The organism is Sphingobium phenoxybenzoativorans, from assembly GCF_018286635.1.
GTDB lineage: Bacteria > Pseudomonadota > Alphaproteobacteria > Sphingomonadales > Sphingomonadaceae > Sphingobium > Sphingobium phenoxybenzoativorans.
The window spans coordinates 2338099-2352681 of record NZ_CP073910.1; the positions used below are offsets into that span (position 1 = coordinate 2338099).

Here is a 14583-nt window from a genome sequence, read left to right on the forward strand (position 1 = left end):
TAGCCCCTGAGAGCGCCAGGGATATTGGCCGTCTATTTCTGGACGCCGCTGATCAGCACGAAGCTTGGCAAAATCGACCACGCCACTAGGGGTCATCACCAGAACGGACCGCAGTTGACCGTCTGGAAAATCGTTCAGCAGCGATTCTGCGACAGCTTCATGGTCTCGCTCGATCCTCATAACGCCTCCACTGCATGAGGATATTGGAGGACACAGCAGACATCCCCGTTCATCGACGTGCCGCGCCACCATGTGTGCTGGCCAATTGTCGAGGTGTAGACGATGCTGCCCTGATAGGTGTTGCACTGGACTAACGCGAAAAACATGCCCGGTTTCTTTGGCCTACAGAATGTGCGGATCGCGAAATTATCAATGACCAATGCGCCATTGATCCAAGCGCTGATGTTAGTCGTGGACCATTGCAGGGAGACGAGAACCTGCTTTCCAACGAATGTCCCCGGTGGGAAATCCAGAAACACGAAGTCTGCGTCGTTGTCGTAGCCCGTAGCATTATAAACCGCGTCAAAATGGACGCGCACGCGGTCGTAACTGGCGTTTGATGTAACGAAGTCGAAGCTGCGCAACCCATGCCATATGGGTGCATCCTGCGTAAAATCTCCCGCGATCGACCCATTCACCGCATTGATGCGGGCTGAAGGCTTTCCGGCCCCCATCAGCCCGTTAAGCGCGTAGCTCATCTTGGTGCGGGGCGTGACGTTGATTAGGTGGCGGGCATAGGGGCTCTTGTCCTTTATGCCAGTGATCGCGTTCGCACCGTCAATTGTGACCTGCCGGTTATCCAGCATGTCCCAATGATACCCGCTATAGGCATTGAATTCGTCCAGATCCTTGTAATCACCGCCTTTCGTCAGGGTCAGCGTCGTCTGTGACTGTCCTGCGGTATTAGAGGCGGTCAGCGTGACGTTCACGCCGTTATCGCCAAGCGCTGTGAACAGGGCCGAACGATCCTGCACCAGAATATCGCCGGTCGAAGGATCGATCGTTGCGCCAGGGAGCGGCGTCATCGCGAAAGCCGGAGCCGGTGAACCAACCGTCGTCGGCGCGACATAAGCGATAATTGAGCCGTTCGGCCGCGCCTCCGGCACCAAGAATGCAGCCGTCAGAGGCATTTCCGGCGGTGTGGCAGGTGTTCCGGTGGCTGGAATTGCTGGGACCGTGATTGCGATTTCGACCGTCGCATCATCTGAAAGCCGTCTGATCCGAGCCTGACCGCTATATGAGGTATTGGCCACCAGCGCACCAGGAACCGGGTGAAGATAGCCATCATTGTCCCCTGTGAACTTGCCAACGAGGCCGCCCAGCGGGGTAACTTCATACTGTCCGGAAGGCAGGGCCATAAGTCAGGATCCTGTCAGGCTAAATTCGACAGATACAAACCCAGCGTCGGCATCCACAGGCGTAGAAAAGACCTGGGCTGACGCAAAAGGCTCGGTGAGAAAAAGCTCGGCAGAGACGAAGCTGCTGCCGGCGTCGGTTGGGGTGGCGTAGAACCTGGAATATATATTGAGTGGTCCGCCGGGGCCGGCGTTCCCGGTAATCTCATAAAGGTCGGCAGAATTGGGATCCCCTTGTGGACGCCACTTTAACTTTAGGGTCACGGCTCGGAGCCCGTCACTGCCGGAACCAAACGGATGCCCACTGGACTAGTGATGAAGGGCACTCCCGACACTAAGAACCGTAGGTCCTGCAGATACCAGCCGGGAGACAGGTTTGCAGTGTCATCAATTGCCAATACGAAGCCCGCGCCCGCAGACAGCGAGAGGACATCGGCATCAATAGGTTCGCCAACGAAAGGCTGAGGAGGGCCTAGCGGCCGGTTTTTCACTCTGCGCATCTGAGATGACGGCGAACTCACACTGTCCAGATCACCTTCGTCGACGTCGATCGCTATCCGGATCCCCTCACCGATCTGAAATTCGTAGTATTCGTCGATGGGCGGCATCGGCGGCTCCTTCGAATAGCGGCAAATTGACGAGGCCCCCGGAGCTTGAGCGAATCTCAATACAGAGCGACGATATCGTTTGCGGTCGTGCCGGAGATGCGAACAGCCTTAGCCTTAATTGGGTAGATCACGCCGCTACCGAGGTTTTTAAGGAGGACTGGATCGGTGTCGTTTTCCGCGACAATCGAGACATTGCCGCCAGTGCCTATCAACAAACCACGACATACGCCGTCAGGAAGGGGGTCGGTCGCGTGAGGCGTCACAGCGCGCAAGTAGCCTGCCGACTGGGTCGTGTAGCCTGGAGTGTTGGGCGGCATAGGCCATGTCCTTTTAAACCGTGATGCGAACGAAGGGCCAGCAGAGTGACTTGAGGGCGGCTTCTTCAGCGGAGCCGAGCGAGCCTTGGTCATACATGGCTTGGATATGCAGAAGGATTGCCTGCTTCAGCGCCCAGGGGACAGCCTCGGCAGTGGGGTAGCCGGCCTGGACGGTCACTGCGACCGCATCGTCTGCGCTATAGATTGTCGGCCAGGCCGCGCCGATTGCCGCGCTGATACGGGCAGGGCGCTTCCCGGCGAGAAGGCGAACGTCAGTCAGCTCCTGCTGGATGCCGCCGCCGTCCAGATAGGCGATAGAAACTGAGGCATCAGCCTCAATTGGCCATGCGTCCAGCCGCTGCGCCTTGCAGAGGCTGTCGAATGTTTCCGTTACATTCCGCTGGACCAGTATGAGGCCCGTGTAATTCTCAACCCATTCGCGAGCTGCCTGGATCAGGCCGGTGATCAGGTCGTCTTCGTCACCGTGGTCGACGCGCAGCTGAGCCTTCGCCTGATCAAGATCGATTGGCTCAGCCACTGAGCAAGCCCGACAGGTCGGCCTTGAGCTCTTGCCCGTCACTAAGTGTGGTGACGAGCGTTGAACCCTTGAGGTAGGTTGCAATTGCAGAGACGCCGTCTTTGCCAGCGGTGCCTTCCTTGCCCGGCTCGCCGCGCTTGCCCTTGGATGCCGAGAGCATCCACCCCGGCCCCGGCAGCTCACCCGGATCATCGTGTTTCGCTCGCCACTCCGACCCATTAAACGAGACGGTGTCCATTCCGCGATAGGTCGCCTTCGGATCGAACAATCCTCGCGCCTCGCCATGATACGCATCGGCACCGTCCTTGCCGTCGGCGCCAGCAGGGCCCCTTGGGAGTTCGAACTCAAAGATCGATTCCACATCGCCGACATGGAAATGCATCTCGATCGTCGAGCCATCCTGAACCACTTGAATGTCGTCCAGATCGCGGCCGTCGCGGCCCGCCTCGCCGTCTTTCCCGTCGGCACCGTCTTTTCCGTCAGTCCCATCGCGGCCATCTTTGCCCACAACGACACCCAAGGTCTTCATTCGGCCGTCTGTCATCGTACAGACGAGATTGCCTTCTCGATCGATGATCAGGTCAGCAATTCCGGCTCCGTCCTTGCCGTCGACGCCGTCTTTCCCATCTAGGCCATCTCGACCATCCTTGCCGTGAACGGGGTCGGGAATTTCGGCGATCGCACTTCGTACAGCCGCAAGGGCTACCTCTTCGGCCTTGATATTCGCCGCGGCTTCAAGCGCCGCCATATCGGCATCCCTGCCATCCCTGCCGTCGATTCCATCTTTGCCGTTCTCTGGCGTCGGAAGCGCTGAAAGAGCTAGTTGAACAGCTTCGGGGACTATCTCAGCGACGTAGGCTATGGCGCTCGCCTTCAGTGCTTCCGCGTCAGCGTCGGCCCCATCTTTCCCGTCGACACCATCCTTTGGCGGTGGAAGGGCGGCGATCGCATCAGCTGTGGCCAGCGGCAACAACTCGGCGAGCCGCTCATTGATGAACCCCTTCAAGTCCTCCGGGTCAGCGTCCTTGCCGTCGGTGCCATCCTTGCCGTCCCGGCCGTCGATTGGCTGCCGACTTTCAAGGGCGGCAAGTCGCTTGATGAGCGGATCGACAATCGATGCAACGTGCTCGCGCACGATTTCCGCTGTAGCTTCGGCGAGCGCCTTAGTGTCAAGCACGCAGCGCCTCCCTCATATCCTGCTTATAGAGGGCGAGAAATGCCCGCGACTGTTCAGGGTCGGCTTCCGGTGCGGCGGCATCATCCGCCGCACCCTGAGCAGGAGGAGGGGTGGGCGGATTCTTTGCTAACTCCGCTGCAACACTGAGGGGTACGTCCTGCTGCTGGACCCAGGGCTCGTCGCCGCCTGTGACCGGAGCCTGCTCGAAGTCCATTCGCGCTTCGTTGCGAGCGAAAATGCCCGACTGGACACCTCGCGCCCAACCTTCGACCCGATCCTTAAATGCCGACCTCAGAAGAGCGCTGGTGTCGAGTTCGAGATATTCATCCGGCTGTCCGCCAAGCTTGAAGAGATTGCCGATCGCCTCTTCAATGTGGTTTAGGACGAAGCCGAGTCCACCTGCCCGCCAGGACTGCATGAGCGCCTCGGTCGATGCATAAGGTGTGTCGCCGGTCCCCAGGATCTGCAGCGGGACACGATAGACATGGGCAATGGCCTCGTTTGACATCTTTAGGATGTCTGCAAGGTCTGAATCCTTCGCGGTCGTTGAGAGCGGGGACGGCTTAAGTCCGGACGATAAAATCGGGGTTCCGCCTCGGTTAAGACCCTTTGCCTGCTCGTTCCAACTGTCCCGAAGCATCTTGACCTGGTCTTTGTTTAGGGTCTGGTCGGTGCTGAGGACAAAGGAGGGGCGAGCCTGATTAAGGTAGAACTGGATCTGCTGCTGCAAAGCCGCATTGCCGGCCGCCTGCTGAAGGGCGGCCGCGGCGATCGGCGCCTCGCCGATCAGCGGGTGCCGAGGGGTCTGCAAACGGATGTGGAGGACGTCACGAGCCGGCACGATGATGTTTGTGCCGATCCGGGCCTCAAGGATCTCATTGCCGCCCAGATGATAAAACACTTCGCCGGTAACCGCGAGTTGCGGTGCGCTGCGGCGCGGGTTCATCAAGTGAAGCTCTTGAATTTCGTACCGGTTGTTCCGCAGCGCGACCGCGTAACAGTTGCCTTCGTCCAGAAGGTTCGCTGTCGCATTCAGGAGGAAGTCGGAAATCGATTGGTAATCGTTCGGCGCCTTCAGGATGCGCGTAAGGGCGGAGCCGGTAATCCGGTCGCGGCCGTTTTCCTTGGACCACTTCCAATGCGAGCCAGGGCACATGGCTACGGTCTGGGCGTAGGAGGCGATACACGCCTCCACCATCGCGGAACGGCGTCCGGTGGTAACGTCAAAGCCGAGCTGCCACCAATTTGCATACTGGCCAGCCTCGGCAGAAAGCCAGCCACCAGTTATCGGGAGATTATATGGGCCTTCCCGGTATTCCCCCTCCGCAGCCTTAAGGCCTAGAGCGGAGAGAGTTTTGGCGAGAAGGCCCATCGGGCTTATTCGGCCGCCGTGGACCGAGTCTGATATCCGCCCGTCTTGTTGGGTTCGAGCGTCTTCGGCTTCGAGGCAGGCTCTTCATCATCCACGGTTACGTGACTGGTTTTGCCCAAATCGGCCATCGCCTGATTGAGCTCATCCTGCGTCGGGGTGCAGGGGAGAGCGCACATCTCTTCAGTTTCGGCGACGATTCGCGCCTGCTCTTTCTTTGCAGCCTCGATCGGATCGATCTCGGCCTTGTCGCTGCTCTTGGTCATTAGGGTCTCCTTATTCGCCCCCGCGTCATAGTCCGGCCCGGCGAACCGGGCCGGAAATGCTTACCAGGTGACGGACTGAGTCCACGCGACAGTGCCGGTGCGACGCATCGCCCAGTTCATGTCGAGGATCATCCGCAGCGCCAGAGTGTCGGTCTGGAACAGCGAGCGGACCGGGGCTGCCACGGTGTTCGGGGTGCCGGTCGTGCCGATCGCCAAGGGCGTCGTATCCTCCATGTGGAGGGTGGCCTGGTCCGACATATCGAACACGGGGTCATCGCCGGTCGCGCTGAAGAAGTCGGCCGCATCGACGAGGAACACCATGCCGGCAGCGACCGTGGTCGACTGCAGGATCGGATAGCCGAGCAGATTGCCTTCGGCGATCTCCGCCTTGAACGGGAAGTCGCCACCGGCATTCTGAGTCACCGACGCGGACAGCACCTGGATCGGATTCATGATCCAGACCGGCTGACGGATACGGCCGTTGCTGCTTGCGATCAGCGCGGCAATGAGCGCCTTGAGATCGCCGACGAGGGCTGCAAAGCCGCCGCCCGACGTCGCGGTCGTGGCCGTCACGCCATTACGGAGGCCGGCAGGTCGAACCGCCGACGCCGCAGTCGCATCCAGCAGAACAGTGTCAATCGCGACAGCCGTGTCCTCCTGGATCGCCTCGCGCAGCACCGCTTCAATCGAAGGCGTCGAGTGCTGAGCGATTTCCCGCGTGAAGGTCGAGATGACGGCCATTTTCTTCGGCGTCAGAGACGTCGAGGTGAAGGCCCCCTGGCGAACCGGGATCGGCGCGCCCTGGCCAACGAACGAGCCGCCGACACTATTGCCGGTGTTGCGAGCGGGAAGGCTCACGATGCCGTTGCGGCCGAAGGTGAACCGGCCACCCCGCTCCGAGAGGCCCGGATAGACGGAAAGCGGCAGAAGCGATTCGATGAAATCGAGGATCGCCGTCTGAACGAGCTCGGCTGCCCAGCCGGTGGTCGTGGTCGTAGCCGGCGCCGATGCGGCTCGGGTCACGACGTCAAAGACCGCGCGTGTCACGGCGTCATCGCCATAACGCTCGAGCAGGACATCTGCCGGATTGCGCTTGAGGACGTGCCCCAGTGCCGTCGCAACGGCGGAGCGGAGAACGTAGTCCTTCGGCGCCACCTTCTTGGCGGGCATGGCGAATGGACGCCGCTCAGAGCGCTGTTCGTTCTGCTGCTGATCGCGGCGCTCGTCGGTGACCACGGAGGTCGACGACTTCGAAAGCGCGGCTTCCGCGCGACGCAGGGAGGCGAGGGTGGCCTCTTTGGTTTCGAGTTCGGTGGTCAGGGCTTCGATAACAGTTGCATCGACGTCGTCGGCACGGGTTTCGTCGGCGAGCTTATCCTTCAGCTCGACGATTTCGGTCTGCGCAGTCTCAATGCGCTCAGCCAAAGTCGGCATCTTCGTATTCCTTGAAAAAGGTGGGGACTTGGCTGACTTGCCGGTTCCGTCGCGACGAAGGATGGGAGTGACCCCCTCGGCAGGCTCGCCAAAGATCATCCGCTGAACATCGTCGGAAAGATTGAGTGATTTCGCCAATTGCAGGGCGTTGGGGTTGGCCGGGATGGCCACAAGCGAGCATTCTACGAGCTCGCTGGATGTGAATTTTGCCCCTTTGCCACCGGGCATGGGGTCGGCGGCAAGCGGACGGAAACCGACCGACACCGCGCGAAGGACGCCAGCTGCTACTGCGGCGCGGATTTCGTCGAGCCGCTCGGAAATCCCTTCGCCGAGAAGTTCAAGCCGACCAAGCAGCTTGCCCCCTTCGACCCGAACGTTCTTCCAATGGCCAATTACAAAATTGGAATTGTGACCGAAGAGAGCGACCGGGTTTTTGCGGAAATTGGTGAGTTTCCAGCCCTCAGCGACAATGGAATCGCCGTAACGATCCACCGTGGCGTCGGACATGACATAGTCGAGTGGGTCGTCGCCGGCTTCGCTGGCGACGGCCTTGAACACCGGATCCGACATGGAAATTCCCTTCAGGCGATCATCGCAGAGACATCAAAGCCGGAGGACGCGCCCGATCGGGCAGCGCCCAGGGCCATGCAGATGGCAACTGCGCAGTCGATCTTGTTGGCTGCACGTTCCTTTGCGAGCCAATGGTTGCCCCAGCGGTCCTCATCGGTGACCGCACTCATCATTGCTGAAATAAGGACGGGGTTCCGGCGAAACCGGATCCTGCCTTCCATAATTGCGTCTTCGACCTCGCGGACCGAGCCGGGCATCCAAAGCCCCTCGGCTTCACGCTGCTCTTGCTCGGCTGCGACTTTCATCGCGTCGGTTGGCTTGCCTTTTTTCGTGCCGCCCTGAGGATGTTCTACGAACTCGACACTGATGCCAAGCTTGTCGCATTCGGGCTCGAAGCCTCTTTTGAAAGCGTACCGGTCATACGCAAAGCACTGGACATCGAAGTCGTGCGCATATTCACCGAGCGCTTGGGCAACGTGGTCGAAGCGGATGCTTTGGCCTTTGGGTGCATGGATGTGCCCAGCGTCGGCCCATTCACGATATGGCGCCTTATCTCTCAGCGCCCGCGCGTCCAGTGTATCGCCAGGTGTCCATGCTTCGACCCAAGCATCATAGGTCGGCTTCCAAACCGTCTGGACCTCGCCGTCTCGGACCGCTTCGACTTCCACTTCACCGGTTTCAACCACCGCCCCCATCGCAGTGATGTCGCGGTTTTGCGAAAGGTCTCCAGAAAGCCAGATTCTCTTCCCGTGATGCTCAGCTGGATCGAAGTCAGCCAGGCAAGGCTCCAAGGCCGCTCGCGTCATCCAAGCGGTCTCAGCATCGGTCCACACGCAAAAGTGAAGGCGTAGAATGCCGTTCAGCTTGCCGGGCATCGCCTTCGCCTGCGCGACGACGCCAGCGAGGTAGTCCTCCGTAAGAATGGTGCCAAGGAGCGGGTTTGCCTTTGGCCAGCAGCTCGGGTCGTTAAGTGGATCGTCGCCAGGATCTAGTGAGGCGATGAAAGAAAATGTCGTGTCGTCGATAACCTCGCCGACATAGGCAAAATCGTTGCCGGGTGTTGCGGTGCCAGCGGCGACCTTGACGCCGTGCTCATGCTCTTCACGCGCAATCGAGTTTCGATCCGAACCGCTGTTCGTAATCATCAGCAGGATCGGCTGTCGGCGGAATTTGAAGCCGCGCTCGATCATCTCCAATGCATCCCGATTGGGATGCTCGTGCACCTCGTCAGCTAACCCCACATGCGGACGAAGCCCAGACCCTGATTTACCAGCCTCTCGGCTGAGCGGCCGCATGAAGCTGGCCTTCGCTAGCCAGGCAATATTGAACTCTCGGCCAGGCCCGCCGGAGAATTTGAGCCGGGATTCTAGGTCCGGTGACTGCTTCACCATCGCAACCGCGTCGCGGAACAGGATCATCGCCTGATCGCGGTGCGCAGCGATCGGGTATATTTCGGCTCCCGGCTCGCCGTCGGCCATCATCGCGTACAGGCCGAGACCTGCGGCGAAAGGACTTTTGCCGTTGCCTTTTCCCTCCTCGATGTAGACCCGCCGGAATCGGCGGACCCAATCTTCGCCGACCTTCTTCTGCCAGCCGAAAATCATCGAGAGCTTGAATGCCTGGCTAGGATGCAGCTTGAACGGCCGCCCCTCAAACTGCCCGCCATTCAACCGCAGCTTCGTCTCGAAGAACCGGCAGACCCGGTCCGCCAACTCCTGGTTGTAGCGCAGCCCGCGCTTCGGGCCTTTCTTCAGGTCGTCCAGATGCCTGCGGCAGGTGTTCCGCACGTGAGGCCCTGCAACGAATTTCCCTGCGATGACATCCTTGGCAAACTGTGTGCCGCGGTCAGTCGTCGAAGAAGTCGTCGGCGGGCTTTTTCGTTTTGCCATCGTCGCCGCGGTTCCGCTCGTCCGTCAGGCCGAGCTCAGCCATGTAGGCTCTCAGCTGCCCGTGCTTCGAAGCTGGGAATTTGATCGGCGATGCGCGGAACTCCGCCCACAGTTCGCAGAACGCGATTGCCGCAGGCTCTTTCGATGCATCCAACCATCCCGCCGGCGAGATGTAGCTTTTCCATGCTGTGGCGGCATTGCCGCGAAGATAGGCGGGTTTTTCCAGCTTTCCGAAGGAGGTTGCGGCGGATTCCGCAATCTCCTGACTTTTCGCCATTTTGCCGTGGCGGGTGACATTGTGTGTTCCATCGACAAGCCGAAGTTTTACCGGCTTCGGCTTCGCTCCGCGCGTCGCCATATTACTATTCCATTATTTGTTTATTACTTGCTGACGCTCAAAGTAATTGAAGTAAAAGTCGCAAGTAAAACGTTGCACATTGAGCAACTCAAAACATCAATCTGCAAAAACGCGCGGAAATTGCCCGCGTCGGTTTCCGAGCGATCAGCCGGAAATTTTATTATGTCCCCCCGGGGGTATATTGTTGCGCAACCGTTTCGTGCTTCGCGGCGTAACTTTATTGCGTATCGATTTTGATGCGATCAACTCGCATCTACGGGCCAGCCATCGAGGCCGACCGCAGCCCTCACCGCCCTTGATGCTGGCGGCCGCCAGGGCGCAAGCGCCGACTTCTCCCATGCGTCGACGCCAGCGACGGCGCGGGGCGTTCCGCGCGCTGCGGCGCGACGTTTACACTCATCGACACCGGGATGGAGCAGCAGAACCTCACCACCCAGCTTCGTCTGCCACCATCTCCGCTCTGCCTCGGACGGGGCGGATACTATGAACCACGCTTGGCCCTTGGTCTCTCGGCACAGGTTTCCGAGCATGGCGTTGCGCGCTCGTATCGCTGAATTCAGCAATGACTGATGGAGTCCGTCTGACCAATGGCGATAGCCGGGCTGCAGCTTCATCATGATGCTATCGAGATCGATGACTGTATCGCCTGGGCGGGAATGCTTGCTTACATAGGTAGTCTTGCCACTACACGGCGGGCCTGCAACGATGGTCGTCGGTATCGCCGATGGCCTGATCCAATCTGGGTGGTTGGCGGCGGCCTGCTTATTCGCTCCTTCAGTGGCCGTCTTGGCCGCGTGGCAGGGGAGGCATAGCCCTTGGACGTTATCGTCGGTATCCGTGCCGCCAAAGGCCAGCGGCGTAATGTGATCGATTTCGGCGGTGACCGTGATCTTATCCACCTTCGCGCAATGAGCGCATAATGGATGCTGGCGCAATCGACGCTCACGCTGCTCGACGGCAGCACGGCCGCGTAACCTCTCGGCCATCAGCGCTGGCTATCAACCTCGAGCGTTGATGCGACCTCGATGCCGCAGCCTATGACGATCGCTGCCGCCTTGAGGATCTGCGAACCAATCCAGATACGTAATTTGGTACGGCGTTGGCCTGAGACCTTAACCTTGAGAGTCACCTTACTCATGAGCTTAGGCATGTGGATAGGGTGGACAGCAGCCATGGAGCTAACCTCTTACGATCTTCCTCACCTCAGCGGCGATACGTTCAGCCTCGGCTATCAGCCTATCCGATCGTGTCGTGCATCGTGAGGGTTCTGCCATATCGAAGGCAAGCGCATGCAGGTCACCGGCTAACTGTTCGATACGGCGATGGGCTGGGATGGCGTGCATCGCGTCCCCCGACACGACGTGGAGCGGCTATTCGGAATCGAACCGAAGTCATCTGCTTGGAAGGCAGAGGCCCTACCTCTGGACGATAACCGCGAAATGAAAAAGCTCCCGGTCACCGTCATGGCCGAGAGCTTCATTAGGCGCGATTTCCGCACCTGCATTTCGTGCATTATCACAACAGACGCAACCGTCAAGCCACCTCCGATAAAGCGTCCAATGCGTGGCCTAGAATGGTGGTGTCGCGATCGTCAACGGGCTTGCCTGTCCGCTTGCCGTAGATGATCCGATCAAGCCAGGGTGGCCCTTTATCCGGGTTCAGGTCTATCACCAATTGGCTGAATGCAGAAGCTACCTGAGGGCCCATCTTCTTGATGCGGTCAAGCGAGGCGTTGAGCGCCTTCTCCCGTACCTTTTCTTTCTCGCTATCGGACACCCCGACGCCTTGGCTGGGCTGAAAACGAGCGAGGCTGTCCGGGGTAGCGAAGCCATAGGTCCGCCAATATTGTGCCGCTATCACGCGGCCAGTGTCGCGGAAGCGATTGGCTTGGTCTGGCTCACCCAACAGTCCGGCTGACCATGCGCGGCCAAGGGCGTCAAATGTTTGTGTGGCATCGACGAGTATGCGTTCACCATCCTTCGTTTCAGCATAGATGCCAAACTCTGCACGCCGGCGAATGACACCGTCGCAACCTTTATCGTAGCGCGGCGTGCGGACAAGCTGACCCGACTTGGTCCGCTTGCCTTGCTTCCGCTTCCTACCAGATTTCGCCACTATTTTTCCCCGATAACCTTGTGATTGATGAGCCGATCGATCTCTTTGAGTAATTCCCGGCGCTGGACGTCCTCTGGCCGCTCGCTGTTGCGGCGGACGCACCTCAGCAGCTGGTCCATATCTACCTCAGTCATGACGCCTTGCTCCCGCTGAGCTGCCAGGACGCGATATCAAAATCCCAGTCCGGATGCTCCGGCCACGGTGTCCATCGCCACTTCTTCGTCTCAGTCGCGCGCACGACGCGGCCGTTGCGGAACTGGATGTCCACAAGGGGAGGGGTTCCGTCCTCATAGTCATAAAAGGGATCGAGGCCTTCATTCCTGGGCATTCGCTTCGCCGGGGATCTTGGCCAATTCAGCAAGCTCCTGGTCCGTCGGCATGCGCAGATTTGCATAATCCCGCTTGGCGGCAGATGTCCGGCGACCGAGATTGCCCTGCATCTCCGAAACCAACGCGGAGACCTCTCCAACATCGACGATGTCAGGATCGGCGCTGGCGAGGCGCGGAGCATCAAGGTTTTCAAGTTGCGCACGGGCGGCACTGAGCCGTCCTTCCAGCATACCTTTGGAGAGAAAGGGATGCCGATATTTGCAGATCTCGGGAATGATCTTCGCCGGATGATCGGCAACCTTGCGCGCTGCCGCGCAAGCCTCGTCGAACATGTAGGCGGGGATATCGCGAACCTCAGCCAATGCGACCCGAAGCCATGCTTTCCGGTCCTCGGCGTTCATCCCAGAGGGGACCGTCAAGACGAGGCACCGGGTCAGTTCGCCCAATGCGTGTGCCTGGGGCGGCGGGCCAAGTTTCGCCGTCAGGTCCGTCACCTCCGCCTGCAAGTTCCTCCGCAAGCTCTCTCGCGGCGTGCTCGGTTGTGCTGCCAATCGGTCCTGTGCCGCGCTGGCCATGACGGAAACATCCTTCCATGAATGAGGTTAGATCAAGGGCGCCTTCCCGCTGAGCTCGCCCCAAAGCGGCAATCACGGCCTCAGGGCCATGTCGCTGCCGCCACTTTCCGAGCAGAGGTCGCGCCTTTGTCTCGCCGATGCCCTCTGCAGCGAAGAGCCGGATCCCGGCATCGAACATGACCTTGAGCGGATCTACCAGAACAACGGCGGCTTCGACGCCCGATGCGTTAGCATCGGAATTATCTTCAGGAGATGGAGGGGAAGATGGAGAAGAAGGGGCGGGTTCCAAAACCCCCCTTTGGTCATCGGGTAAGGGGGGTTTTGATGTGCGAGGCCTACCCCCCTTAGCACCGTGTTCCGCACCCTTATAGCCATGTTCCGCACCCGCCTTGCCTCCGGCGGCGCGGGCCTCACGGATCAGCTCATCCCTAATCATTCTGCGACTGAAAATGATGCCGTCAGCGGTGAGCGAGTAGACTTCGTTGTTTCCCAGCTCCTTAAGCCAGCGCTTCACATCAGCGAGGGGTTCACCGGCAAGGCGCGCCAATGCATCAGCATTAAGCTTTCGACCATTGGCCGTCAGGTGCCCATAAGGCTGGCCGTCGTGCATGAGGCACAGCATTTCCATCCACAGACCGCGAGCAGCTATAGAGCAAAGGCGTAGGCCAGCCTCATTCCGCCAGTCTGACGGATAGAATTGAAACGAAGGCCGCTTGGTCAAAGTCCAGACTCCCGGATCTTCGTCCAACAAACGCCGCAGAAGTATTTCCACTGGGCATAGTCAGCGTGCGGCCTCCTACCTTTGGTTATGTCGACGGCGTCCAGCACCTCGTGCAATCCGAGGATATCAACGAACTTTTTTATGCTGCTGAACCGCTCGTGGGATGTTTTTGCCTCACCAGTAAGGTGTTCCACCACTCTCCAAACATGAGCCTCAAGGCGCTCGCGTTTTGCGTTGAGAATGGCATTATAACCCGCAAGCTGGGCTTCGCGTTCGGCGACCTCCGCAGCTTTAGAAGCCAGGGACTGAGGAACAAGATCAAGACTTCGCGCAGCTTTGCCTCGATTGCAGTTGAAGCATGCGGTAACGAGATTGTCCTCATCGTTCTCGCCACCTGCGGCCACCGCGATGATATGATCCACTTCCAAAATGGCGTGGGGCGGGTGATTGCCGCAATACTGGCATGTGAATCCGTCTCGCTTAAAAACTTCGAAGCGGGCAGTTTTCGAAATCGCTTTGCGCGCCATCTTGCTATTCCCTCCGCCCAATAGTGAACGGCAGCGCGAAGCCCTCAGGCATCACCCACATGTGATACATGTCTGCTTCGTCGATGAGCTCGGAGTCTGGCGGCATCACTTCGACCGCGACCCGCTTGTGCCCGAATAAAGCGTTCTTTATGCGCTGCTTGTCGCGCCATGGCGGCTCGAGATTGGAGGCGGTCCGGATCGCAAGATGCCAGACTCTTCCCCATTCAGTGGCCACAGGCCGCATGAGGATCACGTAGAGATTGTTCTTGGCGACGCGCCTTATATCGGCGCACCATCCAGATCCACCGGGGATGCCGGCGGGCAATCCCGTCTCGATCCATGGTCCCCAGTCGCCAGTTTTGATCGCCTGGCGCTCGAGCTTCACGGCTGCGCGCCGATCTTCTCTCGAGCGACCAGGATGCTGCATCAGCATG

General features: G+C 59.4%; 19 protein-coding genes and 1 tRNA gene. 1 reads left to right on the forward strand and 19 read right to left on the reverse strand.

Annotation, left to right across the window (positions count from 1 at the left end; genetic code table 11):
* Positions 1 to 176: 176 nt before the first annotated feature.
* From KFK14_RS11340 to KFK14_RS11415, 17 genes are all read right to left on the reverse strand, one after another.
* Complete coding sequence (locus tag KFK14_RS11340; RefSeq protein ID WP_212610873.1) at positions 177 to 1358, reverse strand: hypothetical protein; 1182 nt, start codon at positions 1356 to 1358, stop codon at positions 177 to 179.
* Between the two features lie 257 nt (positions 1359 to 1615).
* Positions 1616 to 1963 (reverse strand): hypothetical protein, encoded by a 348-nt coding sequence (locus KFK14_RS11345; RefSeq protein ID WP_212610874.1) that lies wholly within the window; start codon positions 1961 to 1963, stop codon positions 1616 to 1618.
* A 56-nt stretch (positions 1964 to 2019) separates the two neighbouring features.
* The gene (locus KFK14_RS11350; protein ID WP_212610875.1) at positions 2020 to 2280 is read right to left on the reverse strand and encodes a spike base protein, RCAP_Rcc01079 family; all 261 of its coding nucleotides are present in this window, start codon (positions 2278 to 2280) and stop codon (positions 2020 to 2022) included.
* A 13-nt stretch (positions 2281 to 2293) separates the two neighbouring features.
* Entirely contained in the window at positions 2294 to 2818 is a 525-nt protein-coding gene (locus KFK14_RS11355) for a head-tail connector protein (protein WP_212610876.1), read from the reverse strand.
* Positions 2811 to 3995, reverse strand: coding sequence for a collagen-like domain-containing protein (locus KFK14_RS11360; RefSeq protein WP_212610877.1), 1185 nt, complete (start codon positions 3993 to 3995; stop codon positions 2811 to 2813). Before KFK14_RS11360 ends, KFK14_RS11355 begins: the two co-directional genes overlap by 8 nt.
* Positions 3988 to 5367, reverse strand: coding sequence for a phage portal protein (locus KFK14_RS11365; RefSeq protein ID WP_212610878.1), 1380 nt, complete (start codon positions 5365 to 5367; stop codon positions 3988 to 3990). The genes KFK14_RS11360 and KFK14_RS11365 overlap by 8 nt, the downstream gene beginning before the upstream one ends.
* 5 nt (positions 5368 to 5372) lie before the next feature.
* On the reverse strand, positions 5373 to 5630 hold the full coding sequence (locus KFK14_RS11370; protein ID WP_212610879.1) for a hypothetical protein: 258 nt from the start codon (positions 5628 to 5630) through the stop codon (positions 5373 to 5375).
* 60 nt (positions 5631 to 5690) lie between these two features.
* On the reverse strand, positions 5691 to 7634 hold the full coding sequence (locus KFK14_RS11375) for a phage major capsid protein (RefSeq protein ID WP_212610880.1): 1944 nt from the start codon (positions 7632 to 7634) through the stop codon (positions 5691 to 5693).
* An 11-nt stretch (positions 7635 to 7645) separates the two neighbouring features.
* Positions 7646 to 9523, reverse strand: a complete 1878-nt coding sequence (locus KFK14_RS11380; RefSeq protein ID WP_212610881.1) for a terminase large subunit — start codon at positions 9521 to 9523, stop codon at positions 7646 to 7648.
* Complete coding sequence (locus KFK14_RS11385) at positions 9480 to 9881, reverse strand: hypothetical protein (RefSeq protein WP_212610882.1); 402 nt, start codon at positions 9879 to 9881, stop codon at positions 9480 to 9482. The genes KFK14_RS11380 and KFK14_RS11385 overlap by 44 nt, the downstream gene beginning before the upstream one ends.
* 242 nt (positions 9882 to 10123) lie before the next feature.
* The gene (locus KFK14_RS24310) at positions 10124 to 10867 is read right to left on the reverse strand and encodes an HNH endonuclease (RefSeq protein ID WP_212610883.1); all 744 of its coding nucleotides are present in this window, start codon (positions 10865 to 10867) and stop codon (positions 10124 to 10126) included.
* Positions 10867 to 11055 carry a hypothetical protein gene (locus KFK14_RS11395; protein WP_212610884.1) on the reverse strand — a complete coding sequence of 63 codons (189 nt, stop codon included), beginning with the start codon at positions 11053 to 11055 and terminating at the stop codon, positions 10867 to 10869. The genes KFK14_RS24310 and KFK14_RS11395 overlap by 1 nt, the downstream gene beginning before the upstream one ends.
* A 188-nt stretch (positions 11056 to 11243) precedes the next feature.
* Positions 11244 to 11317, reverse strand: a tRNA-Gly gene (locus tag KFK14_RS11400).
* Between the two features lie 97 nt (positions 11318 to 11414).
* A complete protein-coding gene (locus tag KFK14_RS11405; protein ID WP_212610885.1) occupies positions 11415 to 11996 on the reverse strand; it encodes a hypothetical protein in 582 nt (193 codons plus the stop codon).
* Positions 11996 to 12130 carry a hypothetical protein gene (locus KFK14_RS24225; protein WP_281417182.1) on the reverse strand — a complete coding sequence of 45 codons (135 nt, stop codon included), beginning with the start codon at positions 12128 to 12130 and terminating at the stop codon, positions 11996 to 11998. Before KFK14_RS24225 ends, KFK14_RS11405 begins: the two co-directional genes overlap by 1 nt.
* Positions 12127 to 12324 (reverse strand): hypothetical protein, encoded by a 198-nt coding sequence (locus KFK14_RS11410; RefSeq protein WP_212610886.1) that lies wholly within the window; start codon positions 12322 to 12324, stop codon positions 12127 to 12129. The genes KFK14_RS24225 and KFK14_RS11410 overlap by 4 nt, the downstream gene beginning before the upstream one ends.
* Positions 12311 to 12901: a hypothetical protein gene (locus KFK14_RS11415; protein WP_212610887.1), complete on the reverse strand. Its 591-nt coding sequence runs from the start codon at positions 12899 to 12901 to the stop codon at positions 12311 to 12313. Before KFK14_RS11415 ends, KFK14_RS11410 begins: the two co-directional genes overlap by 14 nt.
* A 373-nt stretch (positions 12902 to 13274) precedes the next feature.
* Between KFK14_RS11415 and KFK14_RS11420 the strand changes: the two genes are divergently transcribed.
* Positions 13275 to 13565 carry a hypothetical protein gene (locus KFK14_RS11420; RefSeq protein ID WP_212610888.1) on the forward strand — a complete coding sequence of 97 codons (291 nt, stop codon included), beginning with the start codon at positions 13275 to 13277 and terminating at the stop codon, positions 13563 to 13565.
* A 53-nt stretch (positions 13566 to 13618) separates the two neighbouring features.
* Here the strand turns inward: KFK14_RS11420 and KFK14_RS11425 are convergent, their stop codons facing one another.
* Positions 13619 to 14149, reverse strand: a complete 531-nt coding sequence (locus tag KFK14_RS11425; protein ID WP_212610889.1) for an HNH endonuclease — start codon at positions 14147 to 14149, stop codon at positions 13619 to 13621.
* 4 nt (positions 14150 to 14153) lie between these two features.
* On the reverse strand, positions 14154 to 14582 hold the full coding sequence (locus KFK14_RS11430) for a DUF7694 domain-containing protein (RefSeq protein WP_212610890.1): 429 nt from the start codon (positions 14580 to 14582) through the stop codon (positions 14154 to 14156).
* Between the last annotated feature and the right edge of the window lies 1 nt (position 14583).

Bases quoted from the DNA above. Each gene is read 5' to 3' on its own strand.
- KFK14_RS11340 (WP_212610873.1), bottom strand. From the start codon at position 1,358: ATGGCCCTGCCTTCCGGACAGTATGAAGTTACCCCGCTGGGCGGCCTC.
- KFK14_RS11345 (WP_212610874.1), bottom strand. From the start codon at position 1,963: ATGCCGCCCATCGACGAATACTACGAATTTCAGATCGGTGAGGGGATC.
- KFK14_RS11350 (WP_212610875.1), bottom strand. From the start codon at position 2,280: ATGCCGCCCAACACTCCAGGCTACACGACCCAGTCGGCAGGCTACTTG.
- KFK14_RS11365 (WP_212610878.1), bottom strand. From the start codon at position 5,367: ATGGGCCTTCTCGCCAAAACTCTCTCCGCTCTAGGCCTTAAGGCTGCG.
- KFK14_RS11370 (WP_212610879.1), bottom strand. From the start codon at position 5,630: ATGACCAAGAGCAGCGACAAGGCCGAGATCGATCCGATCGAGGCTGCA.
- KFK14_RS11375 (WP_212610880.1), bottom strand. From the start codon at position 7,634: ATGTCGGATCCGGTGTTCAAGGCCGTCGCCAGCGAAGCCGGCGACGAC.
- KFK14_RS11380 (WP_212610881.1), bottom strand. From the start codon at position 9,523: ATGGCAAAACGAAAAAGCCCGCCGACGACTTCTTCGACGACTGACCGC.
- KFK14_RS11385 (WP_212610882.1), bottom strand. From the start codon at position 9,881: ATGGCGACGCGCGGAGCGAAGCCGAAGCCGGTAAAACTTCGGCTTGTC.
- KFK14_RS24310 (WP_212610883.1), bottom strand. From the start codon at position 10,867: ATGGCCGAGAGGTTACGCGGCCGTGCTGCCGTCGAGCAGCGTGAGCGT.
- KFK14_RS11395 (WP_212610884.1), bottom strand. From the start codon at position 11,055: ATGGCTGCTGTCCACCCTATCCACATGCCTAAGCTCATGAGTAAGGTG.
- KFK14_RS24225 (WP_281417182.1), bottom strand. From the start codon at position 12,130: ATGACTGAGGTAGATATGGACCAGCTGCTGAGGTGCGTCCGCCGCAAC.
- KFK14_RS11410 (WP_212610886.1), bottom strand. From the start codon at position 12,324: ATGCCCAGGAATGAAGGCCTCGATCCCTTTTATGACTATGAGGACGGA.
- KFK14_RS11415 (WP_212610887.1), bottom strand. From the start codon at position 12,901: ATGGCCAGCGCGGCACAGGACCGATTGGCAGCACAACCGAGCACGCCG.
- KFK14_RS11420 (WP_212610888.1), top strand. From the start codon at position 13,275: ATGTTCCGCACCCGCCTTGCCTCCGGCGGCGCGGGCCTCACGGATCAG.
- KFK14_RS11425 (WP_212610889.1), bottom strand. From the start codon at position 14,149: ATGGCGCGCAAAGCGATTTCGAAAACTGCCCGCTTCGAAGTTTTTAAG.
- KFK14_RS11430 (WP_212610890.1), bottom strand. From the start codon at position 14,582: ATGCTGATGCAGCATCCTGGTCGCTCGAGAGAAGATCGGCGCGCAGCC.